The sequence below is a fragment of the Klebsiella pneumoniae subsp. pneumoniae HS11286 genome (assembly GCF_000240185.1).
In the GTDB taxonomy this organism is placed as follows: Bacteria; Pseudomonadota; Gammaproteobacteria; order Enterobacterales; family Enterobacteriaceae; genus Klebsiella; species Klebsiella pneumoniae.
This window is the reverse complement of record NC_016845.1, coordinates 4602801-4625368: the sequence shown is the minus strand read 5'-3', so window position 1 is coordinate 4625368 and position 22568 is coordinate 4602801. Positions and strand designations below refer to the sequence as shown.

The window sequence follows — 22568 nt, the reverse complement described above, 5'->3', positions numbered from 1 at the left end:
CTGCCTTCCTGACTACTCCATACTTTTACACAGCGAGCAGATGGCTCCCTGATGCTTGTGCGAGTGCATCACGTCCGGGCGCTCGTACTCTTCCTCACAGCTAACGCATTGATACACGGTGGTGGAGGCGTTCCCCGCCGCGTCATAGCGCGGCTCGGCGATGCCGTCATCCACCTGCTTAATATAGTAGCGCCCGCGGGTAAGGAGCCCCATCAGCGGGGTCATGACAAAGGCAACGACCAGCGCAATCAGCGGCGAGAACGGCGCCAGCGTCGCCCCCAGCAGACCGAAGAAGGCGCAGATCGACAGCCCGGCGGCCAGACCAAAGGAGACCACGCCCACCGGGTTAACGTTGTAGATCATGCCGCGGCGATACTCCGGCTGCGCCGGCGCCAGCTTGAGCAAGCCTTTATTAAAGGAGATGTCGGTCGCCACCACCACGACCCAGGCGATAGCGAAGTTGGAGTAAAAGCCGAGGATCCACGACAGGGCGCTGAACATATCGCCTTCCATCAGCGCCAGGGCAATCGCCAGGTTGACCACCACAAAAATAATCCGTCCCGGATAGCGTTTGGTGGTGCGGGTCCAGGCGCTGGTCCACGCCAGCGAGCCGGAGTAGGCATTGGTGACGTTAATTTTGATCTGCGAGATCACCACCAGCACCACCGCCAGCGTCAGGGCCAGCCAGCCGGGCACCAGGTTATCGAAGACGCTGACGAACTGCTGCACCGGTTCGGTATTGTGCACCGCCGGGAAACGGGTCAACAGATAGAAGCCGAGGAAGGCGCCGATGATCTGTTTGATCGCCCCTAACACCACCCAGCCCGGACCGGCGGAAAAGACCGCCAGCCACCAGCTTTTACGATTCTCCGCGGTCTTAGGCGGCATAAAGCGCAGGTAATCAATTTGCTCGCCAATCTGCATGATCAGCGACAGGCATACCCCAGCGCCGAGCATGATGGCGGTAATATCCACCGTCGACGCGCTGTTTTTACCGGCGAAATGCAGGAAGCCGTCCACCAGCTGCGGATCTTTGACAATCAGCCACACCACCGGCACCACCATCAGCACCAGCCACAGCGGCGTGGTCCACACCTGCAGGCGGGTCAGGGCTTTCATGCCATAGACCACCAGCGGGAGCACCATCAGGGTGGCGATCAGATATCCCATCCACAGCGGGATCCCGAGGCCCACCAGCAGGCCCTGGGCCATGATCGAGCCTTCGAGGGCGAAGAAGATAAAGGTGAAGCCGGCAAAAATAATGCTGGTGATCACCGAGCCGAAATAGCCGAAGCCAGCGCTGCGGGTGATCAGGTCAAGGTCAATGTTGTAGCGCGCGGCGGTGATCGCCAGCGGAATGCCGGTGAGGAAGATCACCAGCGCCGCCACCAGGATCGAATAGATGGCGTTGCTGGTGCCCCAGGCCATACCGATGCTGGCGCCGATGGAAAAGTCGGCCAGATAGGCGATGCCGCCCAGCGCGGTGACCGCGACGACGCCCGGACCCCAGCGGCGGAAGCTCAGCGGGGCGTAACGTAAGGTGTAATCTTCTAAGGTTTCCCGGGTACCGGAAGTCCGCGTTGTCGCGGGTAATTCAGGGTTAAGATCCAGTGATGACATAGTCATTCCTTAATGGTTAGGCATGACTTGAATTAGCAAACCTTATGCCATATTGCAGGGCAGGCGTGGCGCGGAGGTGGAGGCAGGATGATATAAAGAGAGAGCAGAGGCTGCACCATCCGGACGCGCTTGCGCCCGGCTGGTGCAACAGGCCTATTTGCCAAGCATGCCTTTGTCTTCGAGGAAGGCGATAATGGTGCTCAGGCCGTCGCCCTGCTTCAGATTGGTGAAGGTCCATGGGCGATCGCCGCGCATACGCTGGGTATCGCTCGCCATCACCTCCAGCGACGCGCCCACATAGGGGGCAAGGTCGGTTTTATTGATCACCAGGAAATCGGATTTGGTGATCCCCGGTCCGCCTTTGCGCGGGATCTTCTCCCCTTCGGCCACATCGATGACGTAGATGGTCAGATCCGCCAGCTCCGGGCTGAAGGTGGCGCTCAGGTTATCGCCGCCGCTTTCCACGAAGATAAGGTCGAGGTTACCGAACTTTTCACTCAGCGCTTCCACGGCGGCGAGGTTCATTGAGGCATCTTCGCGGATCGCCGTATGCGGGCAGCCGCCGGTTTCCACACCGACGATGCGTTCAGGCGCCAGCGCGCCCGCTTCGGTGAGGATGCGCTGATCTTCTTTGGTATAGATGTCGTTAGTGACCACCGCCAGCTGCCAGGTATCGCGCATCGCTTTACACAGCGCTTCCAGCAGAGCGGTTTTACCGGAGCCGACCGGGCCGCCGACGCCGACGCGCAGCGGGTGTTTATAAGAGTTCATGGCTTCTCCTAGGAACGGAATAATCGAGAGTATTGGGTTTCATGCCGGGCAGAGGCGATGGCGGCGAGCGGGGTGGCCGATCCGATATCGCCGTCCGGCGCGGCCAGCGCGCGGGGCATCTCGGCCGCGTAGTGGTCACAAAGACGTAAAATCAGCTGCTGGGCGGCCTGCTGGCCGAAGGGGACCAGCTTGACGCCGGCCATCACGGCGCTCTCAATCCAGCTATAGCCCAGGCTGAGGGCCATCTCGGGCAGGGCGATACGCCAGCGCACGCCGAGCCAGGCCATCCCGGCGAGCTGGCTTTGCTGGCACAGGGAGCGCCACGGCGGCGGACAGTCCGGCTGCCAGTCGCTCAGCAGACGGGCAAACGCCGCGCCGCGGTTGCGCTCTTCCTCCCGCAGTTCACGAGTTTCCCGGCAGGCCAGCAGATAGGCGGTCCAGCGCTGGGCCGCAGCGATATCGCCTTGTTCGCAGGCGCGGTACAGGCGGGCGAACAGCGGCAGGTCAACGGTAAAAAAGCCTTCCGTCATCTGGCGTCGCTGCCAGCGCTCGAAGGCCGCGACGTCCAGCACCCAGCCGGCTTCCACAGCCCACTCCAGCCCCTGGGACCAGCTGTAACCCCCTACCGGCAGGTTGCTGCTGGCCAGCTGCATCAGCCGCAGGCGTTGTTCCGCTGTCGACATGCTAGTGGCTGTGAGCGTGGTGGTCATGATGAGCATGATGATGACCGTGGCTCTCGCTGGCGTAAGCGCCGGCTTCCGGCTCGAACGGCAGCTGGCCAAAGGTCACCGTCAGGCCGAACTGGCGCAGCATATCGTCCAGCACGTGATCGTGATGGTAGCGCAGCTCGCCCGGCATAATCTGCAGCGGCACGTGACGGTTGCCGAGGTGGTAGCAGGCCTTCGCCAGCATAAAAGGATCGTCGCAGCGCACTACCGACACCCCTTCATCAGCGGCAATCACCTGCACAAACTCGGTGCCTTCTTCGTTGCTGAGCACATCGCCGCCGCGCAGCAGCAGGCCGCGGGGCAGCAGCAGGCCGGCTTCCCGGCCATCGTTGAGGGTGACCTTAACCCGGCTTTTGACGCGAACATCAATCGGCAGCGTAACGCTGGCGGTCGCGGCGGCGGGGATCTCCAGACGTTGAGTTAAATAAAGCATCCGCTCTCCTTAAAACAGAAAATATCGTTGCGCCATCGGCAGAACGTCTGCCGGCTCGCTGGTGATAAGTTCGCCATCCACCCGCACCTCATAGGTCTGGGCGTCGACGGTGATGTTAGGCTGCAGGCTGTTGTGCACCATGTCGGCTTTCTGCACCGTACGGCAGCCTTTCACCACGGCGATCGCGCTGCGCAGGTTCAGCCGCTCGGCAACGCCATTGGCTGCCGCCGCCTGCGACAGGAAGGTGAGGCGGCAGTGATGGCGGGCGCTGCCCAGCGCGCCAAACATCGGGCGGTAGTGCACCGGCTGCGGGGTCGGAATAGAGGCATTGATATCGCCCATCGGCGCGATGGCGATCATGCCGCCTTTGATCACGGTGGCCGGTTTCACGCCGAAGAAGGCTGGTGACCAGACCACGAGGTCAGCCAGCTTACCCACCTCAATGGATCCGACTTCGTGTGCGATGCCGTGGGTCAGCGCCGGGTTGATGGTGTATTTGGCGATGTAGCGCTTCACGCGGAAGTTGTCGTTATCCCCGGTCTCCTCCGCCAGCGCTCCGCGCTGCACCTTCATGCGATGCGCCACCTGCCAGGTGCGGAGAATCACTTCCCCGACGCGGCCCATGGCCTGCGAATCGGAGGAGGTGAGCGAGAAGGCGCCGAGATCGTGCAGCACGTCTTCCGCAGCGATGGTTTCCCGGCGAATGCGCGACTCGGCAAAGGCCACGTCCTCAGCGATGTCCGGGTCCAGATGGTGGCAGACCATCAGCATATCGAGATGTTCATCGATGGTGTTGAGGGTGTAGGGCAGCGTTGGGTTGGTGGACGACGGCAAAATGTTCGGGTGGGCGCAGGCGGTGATGATGTCTGGCGCATGGCCGCCGCCGGCCCCTTCGGTATGGAAGGTGTGGATGGTGCGCCCGCCGATGGCGGCGAGGGTGTCTTCCACAAAACCGGATTCATTCAGGGTGTCGCTGTGCAGGGCGACCTGGATGTCCATTTCATCGGCGACGGTTAACGCACAATCGATCGCCGCCGGGGTGGCGCCCCAGTCCTCATGGATCTTCAGGCCAATAACGCCCGCCGCCACCTGCTCGCGCAGGGCATCCGGCTGAGAAACGTTGCCCTTGCCCAGCAGGCCGATATTGACCGGCAGGCTGTCGGCCGCCTGCAGCATGCGTGAGATATACCACGGGCCCGGGGTGCAGGTGGTGGCATGGGTGCCCGCGGCCGGGCCGGTGCCGCCGCCGACCATGGTGGTCACGCCGGAGACCAGCGCCTCTTCCGCCTGCTGCGGACAGATCCAGTGAATATGGGTATCGATCCCGCCGGCGGTGACAATTTTTCCTTCGGCGGCAATCACTTCCGTCGAGGCACCGATGGGGATGGTGACGTTGGGCTGGATGTCGGGGTTACCGGCTTTGCCGATGGCGAAGATCCGGCCGTCCTTCACGCCGATATCGGCCTTAACGATCCCCCAGTGATCGACGATCAACGCGTTGGTGAGCACCAGGTCGACACAGTCGGCGGCCAGCATCTGCCCCTGGCCCATGCCGTCGCGGATCACTTTGCCGCCGCCGAATTTGACCTCTTCCCCGTAGGTGGTCAGATCGTCCTCCACCTCGATCCACAGCTCGGTATCCGCCAGGCGCACCTTGTCGCCGACGGTGGGGCCGAACATATCGGCATAGGCCTGGCGTGAAATATTACTCATCGTTTACCTCCAGAGGGCCCATGACCTCGCCGCGGAAGCCGAAGACGGCGCGGTGACCGGCGAAGGCCACCAGCTCGACCTCGCGTTTCTGGCCGGGTTCAAAGCGTACCGCCGTGCCCGCCGGGATATTCAGGCGATAGCCGGCGGCCTGCTGACGGTCGAACTTCAGCGCCGGGTTAACCTCGGCGAAATGGTAGTGCGAACCGACCTGAATCGGCCGATCGCCGTGGTTCTCAACGACCACGCGACAGGTTGCCCGGCCGGTATTCAGGGCTATCTGACCGGGCTTAACGTGATATTCACCGGGGATCATGGCGCTACCTCAGATAATCGGGTTGTGAACGGTGACCAGCTTCGAGCCGTCCGGGAAGGTGGCTTCGACCTGGATATCCGGGATCATTTCCGGGACGCCCTCCATCACCTGCTCGCGGGTCAGGACATGACGGCCTTCCTCCATCAGCGAGGCCACGCTTTTGCCGTCCCGAGCGCCTTCCATAATAAAGGCGCTGATCAGGGCCACGGACTCCGGATAGTTGAGCTTCAGGCCGCGGGCCAGGCGACGCTCCGCCACCAGCGCGGCGGTAAACAGCAACAGCTTGTCTTTTTCTCGGGGGGTCAGTTCCATAACGTTCTCTTAAGTCAGCCAGATTCGGGGAAGTACGGGAGATTTACCGGTGAGATGAGGGCGCAGAAACTGCCATACGTCGCGCATCACCCGCTGGCAAATCAGATTATCGTCACTGAGGAAACGCACCGTCAGCAGGCGGTCGGTCAGGCTGGCGCCGGCGTAGAGGCCGAGCGGCGCCAGCGCGTCGCGCACCCCGTCGAGCAGGGCATCGGTAGCCGGATAGCACAGCAAAGTGCCGACCCAGGGACGTTCGGCGACGCTGGAGAGCTCTCCCTCCTGCAGCTGCAGGCGCTCGACCAGCAGCGGCTCATCGTCCACCCATACCTCCAGCCGGTTGCTGAGGGTGCCGTGGCTGAAGGTTTCGCCAATCACCGGGCGGCCAAGGCAGAGCAGATCCCAGGCCAGCAGCCTGCTGGAGGCGCAAAGATGAAAGGTAGTAAACAGCCGGGCATTCGCCCCGGGAAAGAAGATGGCATCCTGCGGGAGCCACTCCAGGGTCGCCTGCGGGGCAAGGGTCAACTGCTGGCGAACTAGCGCTTGCGCGCCGCTGCTGCGGTAAAACTTGCTGGCGCCAGGCATGGTTATCAGCGTATGGCAGCCGGGGGCAAGGTGCGCGCTAATTGTCAGCTCATCACCGCCGACGATGCCGCCGGGCGGGTGAAGCAGATAGAGGTGACAGGTCTCTTCTTCCGGGTAAAACGGGCGCTGGACGGTCAGCGGGCCGACGTGTTGGGCGCTGGCGAGAACGGTCTTGCCGCCGGCCTGGTGAAAGCGGAGATCCAGCGTAGCCTGCCAGCCTTTTTTGAGTGGTGGTAACACGGTGCCGTGCAATGTTGCGCCCCTGCAAAATCAAGATAAAACAGCAGCAATGAGTATTGATCGGCGGGAGTTTATCCCGGTCATACGAAACGCTTATGTCATCCGTAACCCGGAGCGTCGCGACGGGCGCGAGGGGAAAGCGGCATAACCGCTCCGGATTATTCACCCGGATAATCTTTGCCGTCAATATCCTGATCCGCAGCCTGGGCGCGGCGGAAAAGGCGGCGGATCGGGTTGCGCTGCGCCGCCAGCCGCCAGCGCAACTTTTGCCTTTCCATGCTGCTAACGTATTGTTACAAAAGGGGGAGGCGGCGATGATCGCCTTTGATGGCGAGGAGGCGTAAAAGGGCGGATGAAAGGCGCGATTAGCGCAGGGGAGTTCCCCGGCTGGCGGAGCCGGGAGGGGAGATTACTTCTGCTCTGGCGTTTTTTTCTTCTTCACGCGGGTCCAGATTTTGCTCTCCTGGCGGCGCCACAGACGCTGAATGTTGTCGTGATGGCGCAGGAGGATCAGGCAGGAGAGCATCGACACCGGAAAGGTGTACTGCGGTTTGAACCACCAGACGTAGAACGGGGCGATCAGCGCGCTGACGATAGCGCCCAGGGAAGAGTAACCGCTGAGCAGGATGGTCAGCAGCCAGGTCCCGGCCATCACCCCGGTCAGATCGAGCCCGATGGGGGCGATAGCGCCGAAGGCCGTGGCGACGCCTTTACCGCCGCGGAAATGAAAGAAGACTGGCCAGATATGGCCCACGCAGGCGGCAATCGCCACTAACCCCAGCCAGAACGACGTAAGGCCCAGCGCCCAGGCGCCCCACACCGGGAGCATGCCCTTCAGCACATCAAAAATAAGTACCGCTACGGCCGCCCCTTTTCCGCCAATTCGTAGTACGTTAGTGGCCCCGGGGTTGCCTGAGCCGCTGTCGCGTGGGTCGGGCAGGCCAGCAAGGCGACATACCAGAATGGCGCTGGAAATGGAGCCGCAGAGGTAGGCGAGGAGTACCAGTCCAGGCGCGATTGCACTCATAACGCTGTTCCGTTTTGAAAATGTCGTTGTATTCTCTGCATCTGTGGATAATACGCATAATTCGCCGGAAGTGGTATCCGGTTTAGCTAAAAAGCAGGCAGGGCGTGATGGATATTGTATTTATAGAGCAACTTTCGGTAATCACCACCATCGGTGTTTATGACTGGGAACAAACCATTGAGCAGAAGCTGGTGTTCGATATCGAAATTGCATGGGATAACCGCAAGGCGGCCGCCAGCGATGATGTCAGCGATTGCCTCAGCTATGCTGATATCAGCGAGCGCGTGATCGCGCATGTGGAGGGGGGGAAATTTGCGTTAGTGGAGCGGGTGGCGGAAGAGGTGGCCGACCTGCTGCTGGAAACATTCCAGTCGCCATGGGTGCGCATAAAAGTCAGCAAACCTGGCGCCGTGGCTCGCGCGGCAAACGTCGGGGTGATTATTGAACGTGGCCTTAATCTGAAACAAAACTTTTCAGGTCATACTTGTTAAACAAATTGCGTTTATACCGGTCATAGCATCCGGTCATCAGGCAATTTTACTGGCGATGTCCTTCCAGAACGGTGGACGAATCCGTGTGTACTTACTGTACGCTGCGGATTACGCGCGCTCTGGCAGCCGGGTTGTGCCTGTTGAACGATACCGTGTTCCTGGTTTTTTCATTTTACTTTTTTAAAGGGTTTAATTGGATGAGCGATATACACTCGCTGCTGGTGGCGGCAATATTGGGTGTGGTTGAGGGTTTGACAGAGTTTTTACCTGTTTCCAGTACCGGTCATATGATTATTGTTGGTCACCTGCTGGGGTTTGAAGGTGATACCGCAAATACCTTTGAAGTGGTGATTCAGTTAGGTTCGATACTCGCCGTGGTGGTGATGTTCTGGCGTCGCCTGTTCGGCCTGATCGGCATCCATTTCGGGAAACCGCCGGCGCATGAAGGCCAGGGCAGCGGCCGTTTGTCGCTTATCCATATCCTTCTCGGCATGATCCCCGCGGTGGTGATGGGGCTGATTTTCCATGACACCATTAAATCCTTGTTTAACCCGGTGAACGTGATGTACGCCCTGATTGTCGGCGGCGTATTGCTGATTGCAGCGGAAGTGCTGAAGCCGAAACAGCCGCGCGCGGTCGGGATTGACGATATGACCTACCGTCAGGCGTTCGTCATCGGCTGCTTTCAGTGCCTGGCGCTGTGGCCAGGTTTCTCCCGCTCGGGGGCGACTATCTCCGGCGGCATGCTGATGGGCGTCAGCCGCTATGCGGCCTCGGAGTTCTCTTTCCTGCTGGCGGTACCGATGATGATGGGCGCCACCGTGCTGGACGTCTACAAGAGCATCGGCTTCCTGAACATGGGCGATGTCCCGATGTTCGCCGTCGGCTTCGTGATGGCGTTTATCGTGGCGCTGATTGCGATTAAAACCTTCCTGCAGCTGATCAAACGGATCTCGTTCATTCCGTTCGCTATCTACCGCTTTATCGTCGCGGCAGCGGTGTACGTGGTCTTCTTCTAAGGCCTGCGCCCTCAGCCTTGCGGCTGGGGGCAACGCTGTTCCTTCCACTGCGCTACCGCCGCAATTCTCCGCCGCGTCAGCTCCTCGCGAATTTCCGCCCCTTTAAAGCCCGCCGCCACGACCTCTTTAGTGGAGACCGACTGCGCCACTTCCCAGGCCTCCAGCAGCAGGCGCCCCTGCGGGTAATCGCTGGCCTCGAAACCGGTGCGTCCGCGGACGTCGGCTTCGCTGGTGAGCGCGATCTGCTGCACGCGCTGCGGTTTGCGCCACGCGTCAATGCTGTCGAAGAGTTTGACAAGGGTTTTCGGCTGCAGAATTGGCAGGGTGTGGATTAGGTCATGGTACTCCGCCACCAGTTTCGCGAGATCGCGGATATCGTTCGGCACCCGCAGACGCGCGCAGAGCTGCTCCACCAGCTTGACTCCCGCCGGACCATGGCCGTGGTGACGCGGCCAGAGCGCCTTCGGCGTCAGCCCTTTGCCGAGGTCATGGCACAGGGTGGCGAAACGTACGTCGACATCCGGCGACAGCATCGCGGCCATCGTGACGGTCATCAGGGTGTGCAGGCCGGTGTCGATTTCCGGATGCCATTTCGCCGGGGCCGGCACGCCGTACAGGGCGTCAATCTCCGGGAACAGCACCTTGAGGGCCTGACAGTCGCGCAGCGTCTGGAAAAAGACCTGCGGGTTGCGAGTAGTTAATGCGCTTTCCGTCTCTTTCCACACCCGCTCCGGCGTTAAATGCGCCAGCTCGCCGGCCTCAACCATCGCGGCCATCAGGGCCTGAGTCTCTTCGGCAATGCGAAAACCGAGGTGGGCGTAGCGGGCGGCAAAGCGCGCGACGCGCAGCACGCGCAGCGGATCTTCACTAAACGCGGGAGAGACATGGCGCAGCAGGCGCTGACGGAGATCGTTCTGTCCGCCGTAGGGGTCGATAATTGCGCCGTCGGCATCCTGGGCGAGGGCGTTGACCGTCAGGTCGCGGCGCAGCAGATCGGCTTCGAGGGTGACGTCCGGGGCGGCATAGCAGGTAAAACCGGTATAGCCCGCGCCGGATTTGCGCTCGGTGCGGGCCAGGGCATACTCTTCCCGGCTTTGCGGATGGAGGAACACGGGAAAATCGCGGCCTACCTGTTGATAGCCCGCGTCTAGCATCTGTTGCGGGGTGGCGCCCACCACCACCCAGTCTCGGTCTTTGACCGGCAGCCCTAGCAGCGCGTCACGCACCGCGCCACCGACCAGATAACTCTTCACGCCTGATTCTCCCGTATCCGTTTTTCGCAAGATGATACGTAAGTCTGGCAGAGAAGACGAATTAGTTCATCCACCGGTCTTTACGTTTGCGGCTTGGCACCAGATGCGGCAGCACCAGACCGAGCAGCAGACCGACGCCCAGCACACCGCCGCCGTACATAAACCACTGCATGATAATGGTGCGCTGTTTATCATCAAGCTGCAGATTTGCCGCATTCACCTTCTTCTGCGCGACAACCAGCTCGTTTTTCAACTTTTGGTTCTCGTCCTTCAACGCGTTAATCACGCTGTCGCTGCCGGCGACTTTCTTCTGCATATCCGCCGTGCGCTGGTTCCAGGTGGCATCGATGTTATTCAGCTTATCGGTCAGCGTCTTGACCTGGTTTTCCAGATCCGGGACGCGGGTGCGCAGGCTGGGCTCGTTGCTCAGCTCTTTCAGCGGGATCCAGGCGGTACGGCCGTTGCTATCGCGAATTTGCGCGTAACTGGTGCTGTCGTTCGTTTGCAGTACCGACACTTCTTCCCCGGCGTTGATGGTGCCGACCAGACGATAATTATCGCCCGGGCCGCTGCGAACCCAGGTGTTCAGCTCATCGGAAACGTAGCGCTTTTCTTCTGCGTGAACCGCCGTGGCGGCGCTAAGCGCGAGCAAAGTAAAAGTAATCAGGCGTAATTTTGGCATCAGGTCATCGTTTGGTCATAAAAAGTGGAACGATAGTAGAGGCATCGCCAGAGCGACGCAAAGTTTTCCGCCACAATCGGAATCATCCAAGAGGTGGCCCGGCAAAAAGCGCGTTGCATGGCGATTCACCGCAAAATACTATCTACTGACAAAAAATATCGTCGTAAGTTCGCCGCAATTTGTCGGCGCAGCACAGAAGCGGAAGAATTCAGTCATGGCTCAAGAAATCGAACTCAAGTTTATCGTCGCTCAGGATGGGGTAGAGACGCTGCGCGAGCAGCTCAATGCGCTCGAGGCGAAACATACGCCCGCGGGCCAGTTGCTGAACATTTATTACGAAACCGCCGATAACTGGCTGCGTCGTCACGATATGGGCCTGCGCATCCGCGGCGATCAGGGGCGTTATGAGATGACGCTGAAAATCGCCGGTCGGGTGGTCGGCGGCCTGCACCAGCGCCCGGAATATAATATTCCACTGGATAAACCGGAGCTGGCGCTTGAGCGCCTGCCGGCGGAGGTCTGGCCGCAAGGGGAACTTCCGGCCGCGCTGGCGGAGCATGTCCAGCCGCTGTTCAGCACCGATTTTGCCCGTGAACGCTGGGTGATCCAGGAAGGAAAGAGTGAGATTGAGATTGCCCTCGATCGCGGCGAAGTAAAGGCGGGCGAACATCAGGAGCCGATCTGCGAACTGGAGCTGGAGCTGCTCGCCGGGGAGACCGCCGATCTGCTGCGCCTCGCGCATCGTTTGCTGGAGAGCGGCGTCCTGCGTCAGGGGAGCCTGAGCAAAGCCGCGCGCGGGTATCATCTGGCGCAAGGTAACAATGAGCGTCCGGTGACCCGGCTGGCGGTGCTGCCGGTGGCAGCGAAGGCCAGCGTGGAGCAAGGGCTGGAGGCGGCGCTGGAGAGCGCCCTGGCGCATTGGCTGTATCACGACGAGATCTGGCTGCGCGGCAACGCAAAAGCCAAAGCGGAAATTCTGCTGGCGATAGCCCGCGTGCGCCATGCCCTCGTGCTGTTCGGCGGCATCGTGCCGCGTAAGGCGACCACCCACCTCCGCGCGTTGCTGAACGACGCCGACGCCGTTCTGCTGGCTGCGGACACCGCCGACGAAGCGTTATTCCGCACCGAGGTCGTTGGCGCCAAACTGGCCCTGACCGAATGGCTGGTCCAGCGCGGCTGGCGTCCGTTCCTCAACGAGGCGGGAGAGAAAAAAATAGCCGGCTCGTTCAAACGGTTTGCCGATATTCACCTCTCGCGGGTGGCGGCCGAGCTGCGCAGCGCCGTGCAGCATCTGGCGGTAGAAGATGCCGCTGACCAGTTGCCGAAGCTGTCCCGCGACATCGACAGCGTCCAGCTGCTGGCGGGCGCCTATGGCGACGCCGTCGCGCCGTGGCTGGAGAACTGGCAGGAACTTCAGCGTGCGATAGAGCATGACGACCGCAGCGTGTTTGAATATTTCCGTCGCCAGGCGCTGGCTGCCGAGCCGTTCTGGCTGCATAGTGGAAAACGATAATTACAGGCCAGGGAGCCCTTATGATGCCGCTTTCTCCGCAGTTACAGCAGCACTGGCAGACGGTCGCTGACCGTCTGCCAACGGATTTTCCCGTTGCCGAACTGAGCCCACAGGCCAGGTCGGTGATGGCATTCAGCGATTTTGTCGAACAGAGTGTGATCGCTCAGCCGGGCTGGCTGAATGAGCTTGCGGACTCCGCGCCGGCGGCGGAAGAGTGGCGGCATTACGAAGCCTGGCTGCAGGAGCGCCTGCAGGCCGTCACTGACGAAGCGGGGTTGATGCGAGAGCTGCGTCTCTTCCGCCGCCAGATGATGGTCCGCATCGCCTGGGCGCAGGCGCTGTCGCTGGTGCGCGAAGAAGAGACGCTGCAGCAGCTGAGCGTCCTGGCGGAGACCCTGATTGTCGCCGCCCGCGACTGGCTGTACGCCGCCTGCTGTAAAGAGTGGGGAACGCCATGCAACGCCGAGGGTCAGCCGCAGCCGCTGCTGATCCTCGGGATGGGAAAGCTGGGCGGCGGCGAGCTGAACTTCTCTTCCGATATCGATCTGATCTTTGCCTGGCCGGAGCATGGCGCCACCCGCGGCGGCCGCCGCGAGCTGGATAACGCCCAGTTCTTTACCCGCCTGGGGCAGCGGCTTATCAAGGCGCTCGACCAGCCGACGCAGGACGGCTTTGTTTATCGGGTGGACATGCGCCTGCGGCCGTTTGGCGACAGCGGGCCGCTGGTGCTCAGCTTTGCGGCGCTGGAAGATTATTACCAGGAGCAGGGGCGGGACTGGGAACGCTACGCGATGGTGAAAGCGCGGATCATGGGCGATAACGACGGCGCCTACGCCAGCGAACTGCGCGCGATGCTTCGCCCCTTCGTCTTCCGCCGCTATATCGACTTCAGCGTGATCCAGTCGCTGCGTAACATGAAAGGCATGATCGCCCGTGAAGTGCGGCGTCGCGGGCTGAAAGACAACATCAAGCTCGGCGCCGGCGGCATTCGTGAAATTGAATTTATCGTTCAGGTCTTTCAGCTGATCCGCGGCGGTCGCGAACCTGCGCTGCAGCAGCGCGCGCTATTGCCGACACTGGCGGCGATTGATGAGCTGCATCTGCTGCCGGAAGGCGACGCGACGCTGCTGCGCGCGGCCTATCTGTTCCTGCGCCGGCTGGAAAACCTGCTGCAAAGTATCAACGATGAACAGACCCAGACCCTGCCACAGGATGAACTGAACCGCGCCAGACTGGCGTGGGGGATGCATACCGATGACTGGGAGACGCTGAGCGCGCAGCTGGCGAACCATATGGCCAACGTACGGCGGGTGTTTAATGAACTGATCGGCGATGACGAGGCTCAGTCGCCAGATGAGCAGCTGGCCGAGTACTGGCGCGAGCTGTGGCAGGATGCGCTGGAAGAAGATGACGCCAGTCCGGCGCTGGCGCATTTAAACGACGCCGACCGCCGCAGCGTGCTGGCGCTGATTGCCGATTTCCGCAAAGAGCTGGATCGGCGCACCATCGGCCCGCGCGGCCGCCAGGTGCTGGATCAGCTGATGCCGCATCTGCTGAGCGAAATCTGCTCGCGCGCCGATGCGCCGCTGCCTCTGGCGCGGATCACGCCGCTGTTGACCGGCATCGTCACCCGCACCACCTATCTTGAACTGCTGAGCGAATTCCCCGGCGCGCTGAAACACCTGATTACGCTCTGCGCGGCATCGCCGATGGTCGCCAGCCAGCTGGCGCGCCACCCGCTGCTGCTGGATGAGCTGCTGGATCCCAACACCCTCTATCAGCCGACGGCGACCGATGCCTATCGCGACGAGCTGCGTCAGTATCTGCTGCGGGTGCCGGAAGAGGATGAAGAGCAGCAGCTGGAGGCGTTGCGCCAGTTCAAGCAGGCGCAGCAGCTGCATATCGCGGCGGCGGATATCGCCGGCACCCTGCCGGTGATGAAGGTCAGCGACCATTTAACCTGGCTTGCCGAAGCGATCCTCGATGCGGTGGTGCAGCAGGCATGGGGGCAGATGGTGGCTCGCTACGGCCTGCCGACCCACCTGCACGATCGCCAGGGGCGCGGCTTCGCCGTCGTCGGCTACGGTAAGCTCGGCGGTTGGGAGCTGGGCTACAGCTCCGATCTCGACCTGGTGTTCCTCCATGACTGCCCGGCGGAGGTGATGACCGACGGCGAGCGGGAGATTGACGGCCGTCAGTTCTACCTGCGGCTGGCCCAGCGGATCATGCATCTGTTCAGCACCCGCACCTCGTCCGGTATTCTCTACGAAGTGGACGCCCGGCTGCGCCCTTCCGGCGCGGCGGGGATGCTGGTTACCACCGCTGACGCGTTTGCCGACTATCAGCAGAACGAGGCCTGGACGTGGGAGCATCAGGCGCTGGTGCGCGCCCGCGTGGTCTATGGCGACCCGGCGTTGCAGGCGCGCTTTGACGCCATTCGTCGCGATATCCTGACCACCCCGCGGGAGGGCGCAACCCTGCAGACCGAGGTTCGCGAGATGCGCGAGAAGATGCGCGCCCACCTCGGCAACAAGCATCCCAATCGTTTTGATATCAAAGCCGATGCCGGCGGGATCACGGATATTGAATTTATTACCCAGTATCTGGTCCTACGCTATGCCAGCGACAAGCCGAAGCTGACCCGCTGGTCTGATAATGTGCGTATTCTCGAGCTGCTGGCGCAGAACGACATCATGGACGAAGAGGAAGCGCGCGCCTTAACGCACGCGTACACCACCTTGCGTGACGCGCTCCATCACCTGGCCCTGCAGGAGCTGCCGGGACACGTGGCGCCAGAGGCCTTCAGCCGGGAGCGCGAGCAGGTCAGCGCCAGCTGGCAGAAATGGCTGATGGCTTAACTATAAAATCGGGTGTGCTATTATCGCGCGCAAAGTTTGCGTCTCGCAGGAGAGAGTCATGAAAGTAACGCTGCCGGAGTTTGAACGTGCAGGAGTGTTGGTGGTGGGTGATGTGATGCTGGACCGCTACTGGTACGGCCCCACCAGTCGTATTTCCCCGGAAGCCCCGGTGCCGGTGGTGAAGGTGGAAAATATCGAAGAACGTCCTGGCGGCGCGGCAAACGTAGCGATGAACATTGCCTCGCTGGGGGCAACCTCGCGCCTGGTGGGATTGACCGGGATTGATGACGCCGCCCGCGCGCTGAGCCAGGCGCTGGCCAACGTCAATGTGAAGTGCGACTTCGTCTCCGTCCCGACTCACCCGACTATCACCAAGCTGCGGGTGCTGTCGCGCAATCAACAGCTGATCCGCCTCGACTTTGAAGAGGGCTTCTCCGGCGTCGATCCGCAGCCGATGCACGAGCGCATTCAGCAGGCGCTGGGCTCTATTGGCGCGCTGGTCCTTTCGGACTATGCCAAAGGGGCGCTGACCAGCGTCCAGACCATGATCCGACTCGCACGCGAAGCGGGCGTGCCGGTGCTGATCGATCCGAAAGGCACCGATTTCGAACGCTATCGCGGCGCGACGTTGCTCACCCCGAACCTCTCTGAGTTTGAAGCGGTGGTGGGCAAGTGCCAGGATGAAGCGCAGATCGTTGAGCGCGGCATGAAGCTCATCGCCGAATTCGAACTGTCGGCGCTGCTGGTGACGCGCTCTGAGCAGGGGATGACGCTGCTGCAGCCGGGGCGTCCGCCGCTGCATATGCCGACCCAGGCCCAGGAAGTGTACGACGTGACCGGCGCCGGCGACACGGTGATTGGCGTACTGGCGGCGACCCTGGCGTCCGGCAACACCCTGGAAGAGGCCTGCTATTTCGCTAACGCCGCGGCGGGCGTGGTGGTCGGTAAGCTGGGTACATCCACCGTTTCCCCTGTCGAGCTGGAAAACGCGGTCCGCGGCCGGGCTGAGACCGGCTTTGGCGTGATGAGCGAAGAGGAGCTCAAACAGGCGGTTGCGGCGGCGCGCAAGCGCGGCGAGAAAGTGGTGATGACCAACGGCGTCTTCGACATTCTGCATGCCGGTCATGTCTCCTATCTGGCGAATGCGCGCAAGCTGGGCGACCGTCTGATCGTGGCGGTCAACAGCGATGCCTCCACCAAACGTCTGAAAGGCGAAACCCGCCCGGTGAACCCGCTGGAACAGCGGATGATCGTGCTGGGGGCGCTGGAAGCCGTCGACTGGGTGGTCTCCTTCGAAGAAGATACTCCGCAGCGCCTGATCGCTGGCATCCTGCCGGATCTGCTGGTCAAGGGCGGCGACTACAAACCGGAGCAGATCGCCGGCAGTGAAGAGGTCTGGGCGAACGGTGGCGAAGTGCTGGTGCTCAACTTTGAAGATGGCTGCTCAACTACCAATATTATTAAGAAAATACAAAAAGATAGCGACAAATAAGCTTTTCGCTATTCACCGGTTTGTACGGTGAAGCATCACGGCCTGCGATAGACGTATCGCGGGCCGTTTTTATTTAATCATGTGGAAAATGATTTAGCGCAATAAATAATCATGTTAAGCGCATTTTTCGTACAAATCGCGTTAAGGTAAGCGTAAATACTGAAGTGAGTAAAAGGCATATGACTGATCAGAACATCCACCGCTGAAGGAGTATGCGCATGAACCATAACGATATGTATTCAATGAAGAATTTTGATTTTTTGGCGCGGAGTTTCGCCAGAATGCACGCCCAGGGCCAGCCAGTTGATCTTCAGGCCATTGTCGGCAATATGGATGAAGAACATCGTGAATGGTTTTGCCAGCGCTATGAACTGTACTGTCGCCAGGTGAGTAGTCAGGCGGAAGCCGCCCATTAAGCCAAACGCAAAACGGGCCCCAAGGGGCCCGTTTTTTACTGCTGCTCTTCGCTGCCCGGCGTCGCCGCCGGGCGGTTTTCGAGGTCATTCAGGCGCTGCTCCAGCAGCGCCAGTTTTTCCCGGGTCCGCAGCAGCACCTGAGTCTGCACGTCAAACTCTTCGCGGCTAACCAGATCCAGACGGGTCAGCTGCGACTGTAGCGCCTGGCGGATTTTCTTCTCAACATCCTCACCCAGATCGCGAAGTCCTTTTGGCATCGACTCATGGACCTGGCGGGCGATTTGTTCAATTTTTTTCGGGTCAATCATGGTGGTTTCCTGCTCGGGTCGGATGATTGATCATTGTAGTGCGAACCAGGCCGCCTATAAACCAGAAATGTTTGAAGCTTATGCATTGCCGAGGATAGTCAATAGCGTTATAGTTATCTCGCTTATTCTCAGGGCGGGGCGAAATTCCCCACCGGCGGTAAATCAACCATGGCGTTGAAAGCCCGCGAGCGCTTCCCGTGACTACGGGAAGGTCAGCAGATCCGGTGTAATTCCGGGGCCGACGGTTAAAGTCCGGATGGGAGAGAGTAACGGCACAGTCGGGCCCAGGCCCGCTCGCGTTGACTTTTGCCGCTAAACCGGCGCTCCTAAGACTGCCCTGATTCTGGTAACCATAATTTTAATGAGGTTTTTTTACCATGAATCAGACGCTCCTTTCTTCTTTTGGTACCGCTTTTGAACGTGTGGAACACGCTTTGAACGCCCTGCGCGAAGGCCGCGGCGTGATGGTGCTTGATGATGAAGACCGTGAAAACGAAGGCGATATGATCTTCGCCGCTGAAACCATGACCGTTGAGCAGATGGCGCTGACCATTCGTCACGGCAGCGGCATTGTGTGCCTGTGCCTGACCGAAGAACGCCGCAAACAGCTGGATCTGCCGATGATGGTAGAGAACAACACCAGCGCCTACGGCACTGGCTTCACCGTGACCATCGAAGCGGCCGAAGGTGTGACCACCGGCGTCTCCGCTGCCGACCGCGTGACCACCGTCCGCGCGGCCATCGCCGACGGCGCGAAACCTTCCGATCTTAACCGTCCAGGTCACGTCTTCCCGCTGCGTGCGCAGCCGGGCGGCGTACTGACCCGCGGCGGCCACACCGAAGCCACTATCGACCTCGTGACCCTGGCTGGCTTTAAACCAGCAGGCGTGCTGTGCGAGCTGACCAATGACGATGGCACCATGGCCCGCGCGCCGGAGTGCATCAAGTTCGCTCAGCAGCACAATATGGCGGTAGTCACGATTGAAGATCTGGTGGCCTATCGTCGCGAACATGAGCGTAAAGCCAGCTAAATAGCGGTTCGCTACGCCCGAGCACAGCCCACTTGTTAGTGGGCTGTGTTGTTTCTGCGCTTTAACCGATGCCCATCGTCTGGAGTACCACCAGGCTCAGCCCCATGACCGACATCCCGCACAGGACGCCGTAGCTTGGATTGCTTTGCGGATCGATCTCTTTCGCCAGCGGCATCAGTTCATCGACCGACAGCGCCACCATAATTCCGGCGACGGCAGCCATGATCGCGCCCATCACCAGCGGCGAGACCAGGCTCCCCAGAATCAACCACGCCAGCACGCCGCCCAAAATTTCCGCCATGCCGGAAAGCCCGGCCCAGAGCACCGCTTTGCTGCGCGAGCCGGTGGCGGCATACACCGGTCCGGCAACCGCCAGTCCTTCCGGAATATTGTGCAGGGCGACGGCAAGGGCGACGCCCATGCCAAGCTCGAGGTTGTTGCTGGCCGTGACATAGGTGGCGATCCCTTCCGGAAAGTTATGCAGGCTGATCCCCAGCGTCAGAAGAATAGCGGTGCGGCGTAAGTTGCGCGGGCGCGGCATGGCGGGAGTCATCAGATCCTGCGGGTGGGCGTGCGGCAGCAGGCGGTCAAGGCCAAAGTAGCCCAGCAGGCCGACAACAAACATTCCGTAGCCGAGCAGCGGCGACATGCCCTCGGCGGCCAGCGCGGCAGGCAGCATTTCCATCAACGAAATCAATAGCATAATCCCGGCGGCAAAGCCGAGGGAGAAGCCAAGCAGGCGGTTAGAGGGTTTCTGGCCAATCACGCCGAATATGGCGCCAATGAAGGTTGCGCTACCGGCTAACAGCGTCAATATTAAGGGTGATGACATCGCTTCTCTCCCTGTGAAAATAATTACATACGAGTATATTGCCTGAGGATGCGCGTACGGGACACGTCCCTTTACCGCGAATTACATTCAAATTTTCTGACGATCATCATCATGGTTATCTGAGTTTATCCTGGCGCAAAAGCGCGTAATGTGAGCACATCACATTGACACCCTAAGGATATCATCATGTCCCGTACCCGAATGCCCGCGTTGTTTCTCGGCCATGGCAGCCCAATGAACGTGCTGGAAGACAACCGTTATACCCGCGCCTGGGCTCAACTGGGCGAAACCCTGCCGCGTCCGAAAGCGATCGTGGTGGTCTCTGCGCACTGGTTTACGCGCGGTACGGGCGTAACGGCGATGGAGACGCCGAAGACCATTCATGACTTCGGCGGTTTTCCGCAGGCGCTGTATGACACGCATTATCCGGCGCCGGGCTCTCCGGCGCTGGCGCAACGGCTGGTGGAGCTGCTCTCGCCGGTGCCGGTCACCCTCGATACAGAAGCCTGGGGATTTGACCATGGATCGTGGGGCGTGCTGATTAAAATGTATCCGCAGGCGGATATCCCGATGGTTCAGTTGAGCATCGACAGCACCAAACCGCCGGCCTGGCATCTCGAAATGGGGCGGAAGCTGGCCTCGCTGCGTGATGAAGGCATTATGCTGGTGGCCAGCGGCAACGTGGTGCATAACCTGCGCACCGCCCGCTGGCATGGCGAGAACACGCCGTACCCTTGGGCAGAGTCCTTCAATAACTACGTGAAAGCGAATCTGCAATGGCAGGGGCTGGACGAGCAACACCCGCTGGTTAACTACCTGGCACACGAAGGGGGCTCGCTCTCCAATCCGACGGCGGAGCATTTCCTGCCGCTGCTGTATGTCCTGGGGACGTGGGATGGCGTTGAGGCGATGACGATCCCGGTCGATGGCATCGAGATGGGCTCGCTGAGCATGCTGTCGGTGTTGGTTGGCGCCTGATGATAGCGCGCTCCGGCGGCATTTACCGTCGCCGGAGCGCGGCATTATTCGACGAAAATGTGCGGATAGAAGCGCGACAGATCCTGGGTGATCAGCGCCCGGTCTTCGCGAATACCGATCCCTGCAGGCTGGTCGTTGATGAGCCAGCTGCCAATCAGCGTATAGCTATCGCCAAACTTCGGCAGCGGGTAAAACGCCTGCACGATGGTGCCTTCTTCCCCGTACGGGCCTTCTACTGCCTCCACCACTTTGCCATTTTCAACGATCGACACGTTAGCGCCTTCGCGGGAGAAGATTGGCTTAATGACGTACTTCTCCATCTCCGGGTGAGCATCTTCGCTGAAGTAGGCCGCCAGCAGATTAGGGTGATTGGGGAACATCTCCCACAGCATCGGCAGCAGCGCCTTGTTGGAGATAATGCTTTTCCACGCCGGCTCCAGCCAGCGTACGCCAGCGTCTTCCAGCTTGGTGGAGAACATCTCCCGCAGCATAAACTCCCACGGATAGAGCTTGAACAGATTGCCAATCACCTGATCCTGCAGATCGGTAAACTGGCCTTTTTCGCCCAGGCCGATATCTTCAACGTAGAGGAATTCCGTCGCCAGCCCCGCTTCAGCGGCGCAGTCCTGCAGATACTGCACGGTACCGCGATCTTCAACGGTATCGCGGCAGCAGGCCATATGCAGCAGCTGAAAGCCAAACTGCTCGCGCAGCTCGCCGAAGCGATCGATCAGCTTTTCCTGCAAACTGTTGAACTGGTCGCTGCCCGCCGGCAGCTTGCCGGCGTTGAGCTGATCTTCCAGCCAGATCCACTGGAAGAAGGCCGCTTCATACAGCGAGGTCGGGGTGTCGGCATTGTTCTCCAGCAGCTTCGGTTCGCCGATGCCATCCCAGGCCAGGTCGAGACGTGAGTAGAGCGACGGCTGGTTGGTTTTCCACGACTGGCGCACAAAACCCCAGGTGTGTTTAGGGATGCGGAATTTGGTCATCAGCTCATCGCTGGCGATCACTTTTTCCACCACCTGGAGGCACATCTGATGTAGCTCAGCGGTGACCGCTTCCAGCTTTTCCACCTGCGCGAGGGTCAGCTTGTAATACGCCTCTTCGCTCCAGTAGGGCTCGCCGTACATGGTATGGAAGTTGAAACCGTACTCGGTCGCTTTCTCGCGCCAGTCCGGGCGCTCGGTAATACTGACTCTTTCCATGTTGCTTAGCCGCCCATTGAGCGAGAAGAGGACGTTGAGCCTGCGGCGCTACGCTGCATGGTCGACTGTTTCGCTACCGACTCGCCAAAGCCGCCGCGGGTGACGGTGGTGGTTGTGGCTGGCTTCGGCGCCATCGCAGTTTTCGGCACGTTCATGGTGCGGCCCGGCTGGGCGGCACCATAGCTCTTGCCGCTGGCGTCAGTGTACTGACCGTAGGCCGGGCTGGCCGGATTTTTCGAGCTGAACAGCGGCTGCTGTTGCGCCATGCCGCCGCCCATCAGGCGGCCCATCATGTAGCCGGCCATCAGCGGCATCCAGAAGCTGCCGCTGCTTTGCGCCTGCGCCTGGTTTTCCGGGGCGACGCCCGCCTGGGCTGGCGTCTGCTGGCACTGGCCTTCGCCAAACTCGGCGACGCAGTCTTCGCGGGTGGCATACTTCGGCGCAGTGCGCTCTGCCTCTTTTACCGCGTTGGTGTAGGCCGTGGTGCATTCGGCTGCTTTGCCAGGGTTGGCGGCGGAGCAGTCATCGGCGTTCTGGTACAGCGACACCGTTTCGTCGCTTTTTTCACAACCGGCGAGCATAAAGACCGCGGTAACGGCCAGCGCGACCGGCGTCAGATGGCGTGCGCTCCAGCTTTTGCGGAACGACGAATGATTAATATTTTTTGTCCGTTTCATATTTGTCTTCCAGGACCCAGTGGTATGGCGTGTGTTAACGCTCAGGATAGAGGATGAGTGGTGGAAAATGAAGC

The 22568-nt window shown here is 60.6% G+C and carries 26 protein-coding genes; 9 read left to right on the top strand and 17 right to left on the bottom strand.

Annotated elements, in window-relative coordinates:
* Positions 1–12: 12 nt before the first annotated feature.
* The 8 genes from KPHS_46020 to KPHS_45950 all read right to left on the bottom strand — a co-directional run bounded on the left by KPHS_46020 (position 13) and on the right by KPHS_45950 (position 6724).
* Positions 13–1620 carry a permease, cytosine/purine, uracil, thiamine, allantoin family gene (locus tag KPHS_46020; RefSeq protein YP_005228902.1) on the bottom strand — a complete coding sequence of 536 codons (1608 nt, stop codon included), beginning with the start codon at positions 1618–1620 and terminating at the stop codon, positions 13–15.
* Positions 1621–1773: 153 nt separating this feature from the next.
* Positions 1774–2391, bottom strand: a complete 618-nt coding sequence (locus KPHS_46010; protein ID YP_005228901.1) for an urease accessory protein UreG — start codon at positions 2389–2391, stop codon at positions 1774–1776.
* 8 nt (positions 2392–2399) lie between these two features.
* Positions 2400–3074 (bottom strand): urease accessory protein UreF, encoded by a 675-nt coding sequence (locus tag KPHS_46000; RefSeq protein ID YP_005228900.1) that lies wholly within the window; start codon positions 3072–3074, stop codon positions 2400–2402.
* 1 nt (position 3075) lies between these two features.
* Complete coding sequence (locus tag KPHS_45990; protein YP_005228899.1) at positions 3076–3552, bottom strand: urease accessory protein; 477 nt, start codon at positions 3550–3552, stop codon at positions 3076–3078.
* A 9-nt stretch (positions 3553–3561) separates the two neighbouring features.
* Entirely contained in the window at positions 3562–5265 is a 1704-nt protein-coding gene (locus KPHS_45980) for an urease subunit alpha (protein YP_005228898.1), read from the bottom strand.
* Complete coding sequence (locus KPHS_45970) at positions 5258–5578, bottom strand: urease subunit beta (protein YP_005228897.1); 321 nt, start codon at positions 5576–5578, stop codon at positions 5258–5260. Before KPHS_45970 ends, KPHS_45980 begins: the two co-directional genes overlap by 8 nt.
* A 9-nt stretch (positions 5579–5587) precedes the next feature.
* Positions 5588–5890, bottom strand: a complete 303-nt coding sequence (locus tag KPHS_45960) for an urease subunit gamma (protein ID YP_005228896.1) — start codon at positions 5888–5890, stop codon at positions 5588–5590.
* Positions 5891–5899: 9 nt separating this feature from the next.
* Entirely contained in the window at positions 5900–6724 is an 825-nt protein-coding gene (locus KPHS_45950; RefSeq protein YP_005228895.1) for an urease accessory protein UreD, read from the bottom strand.
* Here KPHS_45950 and KPHS_45940 point away from each other — a divergent pair.
* Positions 6714–6860 carry a short-chain dehydrogenase gene (locus KPHS_45940; protein YP_005228894.1) on the top strand — a complete coding sequence of 49 codons (147 nt, stop codon included), beginning with the start codon at positions 6714–6716 and terminating at the stop codon, positions 6858–6860. The genes KPHS_45950 and KPHS_45940 overlap by 11 nt on opposite strands.
* Positions 6861–6870: 10 nt before the next feature.
* Here KPHS_45940 and KPHS_45930 read toward each other — a convergent pair whose 3' ends face one another.
* On the bottom strand, positions 6871–6990 hold the full coding sequence (locus tag KPHS_45930) for a hypothetical protein (protein YP_005228893.1): 120 nt from the start codon (positions 6988–6990) through the stop codon (positions 6871–6873).
* Positions 6991–7121: 131 nt separating this feature from the next.
* Positions 7122–7739 carry a glycerol-3-phosphate 1-O-acyltransferase PlsY gene (locus KPHS_45920; protein ID YP_005228892.1) on the bottom strand — a complete coding sequence of 206 codons (618 nt, stop codon included), beginning with the start codon at positions 7737–7739 and terminating at the stop codon, positions 7122–7124.
* Between the two features lie 107 nt (positions 7740–7846).
* Between KPHS_45920 and KPHS_45910 the strand changes: the two genes are divergently transcribed.
* Entirely contained in the window at positions 7847–8230 is a 384-nt protein-coding gene (locus KPHS_45910) for a dihydroneopterin aldolase (RefSeq protein ID YP_005228891.1), read from the top strand.
* Positions 8231–8370: 140 nt separating this feature from the next.
* Entirely contained in the window at positions 8371–9249 is an 879-nt protein-coding gene (locus KPHS_45900; RefSeq protein YP_005228890.1) for an undecaprenyl pyrophosphate phosphatase, read from the top strand.
* An 11-nt stretch (positions 9250–9260) separates the two neighbouring features.
* Here KPHS_45900 and KPHS_45890 read toward each other — a convergent pair whose 3' ends face one another.
* A complete protein-coding gene (locus KPHS_45890) occupies positions 9261–10502 on the bottom strand; it encodes a tRNA nucleotidyl transferase (RefSeq protein YP_005228889.1) in 1242 nt (413 codons plus the stop codon).
* A gap of 61 nt (positions 10503–10563) precedes the next feature.
* Positions 10564–11184 carry a putative signal transduction protein gene (locus KPHS_45880; RefSeq protein ID YP_005228888.1) on the bottom strand — a complete coding sequence of 207 codons (621 nt, stop codon included), beginning with the start codon at positions 11182–11184 and terminating at the stop codon, positions 10564–10566.
* A gap of 214 nt (positions 11185–11398) precedes the next feature.
* Between KPHS_45880 and KPHS_45870 the strand changes: the two genes are divergently transcribed.
* From KPHS_45870 to KPHS_45850, 3 genes are read left to right on the top strand one after another with little or no spacing between them, the layout of a single operon-like run.
* Positions 11399–12697 carry an inorganic triphosphatase gene (locus tag KPHS_45870; RefSeq protein ID YP_005228887.1) on the top strand — a complete coding sequence of 433 codons (1299 nt, stop codon included), beginning with the start codon at positions 11399–11401 and terminating at the stop codon, positions 12695–12697.
* Between the two features lie 20 nt (positions 12698–12717).
* Positions 12718–15555, top strand: coding sequence for a bifunctional glutamine-synthetase adenylyltransferase/deadenyltransferase (locus KPHS_45860; protein ID YP_005228886.1), 2838 nt, complete (start codon positions 12718–12720; stop codon positions 15553–15555).
* 58 nt (positions 15556–15613) lie between these two features.
* On the top strand, positions 15614–17047 hold the full coding sequence (locus KPHS_45850) for a bifunctional heptose 7-phosphate kinase/heptose 1-phosphate adenyltransferase (protein YP_005228885.1): 1434 nt from the start codon (positions 15614–15616) through the stop codon (positions 17045–17047).
* Between the two features lie 77 nt (positions 17048–17124).
* On the opposite strand, the gene KPHS_45840 is transcribed toward KPHS_45850, so the two are convergent.
* Positions 17125–17274: a hypothetical protein gene (locus KPHS_45840; RefSeq protein ID YP_005228884.1), complete on the bottom strand. Its 150-nt coding sequence runs from the start codon at positions 17272–17274 to the stop codon at positions 17125–17127.
* On the opposite strand from KPHS_45840, the gene KPHS_45830 reads away from it, so the two are divergent.
* Positions 17266–17463, top strand: a complete 198-nt coding sequence (locus KPHS_45830; RefSeq protein ID YP_005228883.1) for a glycogen synthesis protein — start codon at positions 17266–17268, stop codon at positions 17461–17463. The two genes, KPHS_45840 and KPHS_45830, sit on opposite strands and share 9 nt — an antisense overlap.
* A 35-nt stretch (positions 17464–17498) precedes the next feature.
* Here KPHS_45830 and KPHS_45820 read toward each other — a convergent pair whose 3' ends face one another.
* Positions 17499–17771, bottom strand: coding sequence for an accessory factor UbiK family protein (locus tag KPHS_45820; protein ID YP_005228882.1), 273 nt, complete (start codon positions 17769–17771; stop codon positions 17499–17501).
* 377 nt (positions 17772–18148) lie between these two features.
* On the opposite strand from KPHS_45820, the gene KPHS_45810 reads away from it, so the two are divergent.
* Complete coding sequence (locus tag KPHS_45810) at positions 18149–18802, top strand: 3,4-dihydroxy-2-butanone 4-phosphate synthase (RefSeq protein YP_005228881.1); 654 nt, start codon at positions 18149–18151, stop codon at positions 18800–18802.
* A 61-nt stretch (positions 18803–18863) separates the two neighbouring features.
* Here the strand turns inward: KPHS_45810 and KPHS_45800 are convergent, their stop codons facing one another.
* On the bottom strand, positions 18864–19634 hold the full coding sequence (locus tag KPHS_45800; protein YP_005228880.1) for a Zinc transporter zupT: 771 nt from the start codon (positions 19632–19634) through the stop codon (positions 18864–18866).
* A 186-nt stretch (positions 19635–19820) separates the two neighbouring features.
* Between KPHS_45800 and KPHS_45790 the strand changes: the two genes are divergently transcribed.
* A complete protein-coding gene (locus KPHS_45790) occupies positions 19821–20612 on the top strand; it encodes a putative enzyme with dioxygenase domain (RefSeq protein ID YP_005228879.1) in 792 nt (263 codons plus the stop codon).
* Positions 20613–20656: 44 nt separating this feature from the next.
* Here KPHS_45790 and KPHS_45780 read toward each other — a convergent pair whose 3' ends face one another.
* Positions 20657–21817: a putative glutathione-like synthetase gene (locus KPHS_45780; RefSeq protein ID YP_005228878.1), complete on the bottom strand. Its 1161-nt coding sequence runs from the start codon at positions 21815–21817 to the stop codon at positions 20657–20659.
* 5 nt (positions 21818–21822) lie between these two features.
* Positions 21823–22494 (bottom strand): DUF1190 family protein, encoded by a 672-nt coding sequence (locus KPHS_45770; protein YP_005228877.1) that lies wholly within the window; start codon positions 22492–22494, stop codon positions 21823–21825.
* Positions 22495–22568: the final 74 nt, after the last annotated feature.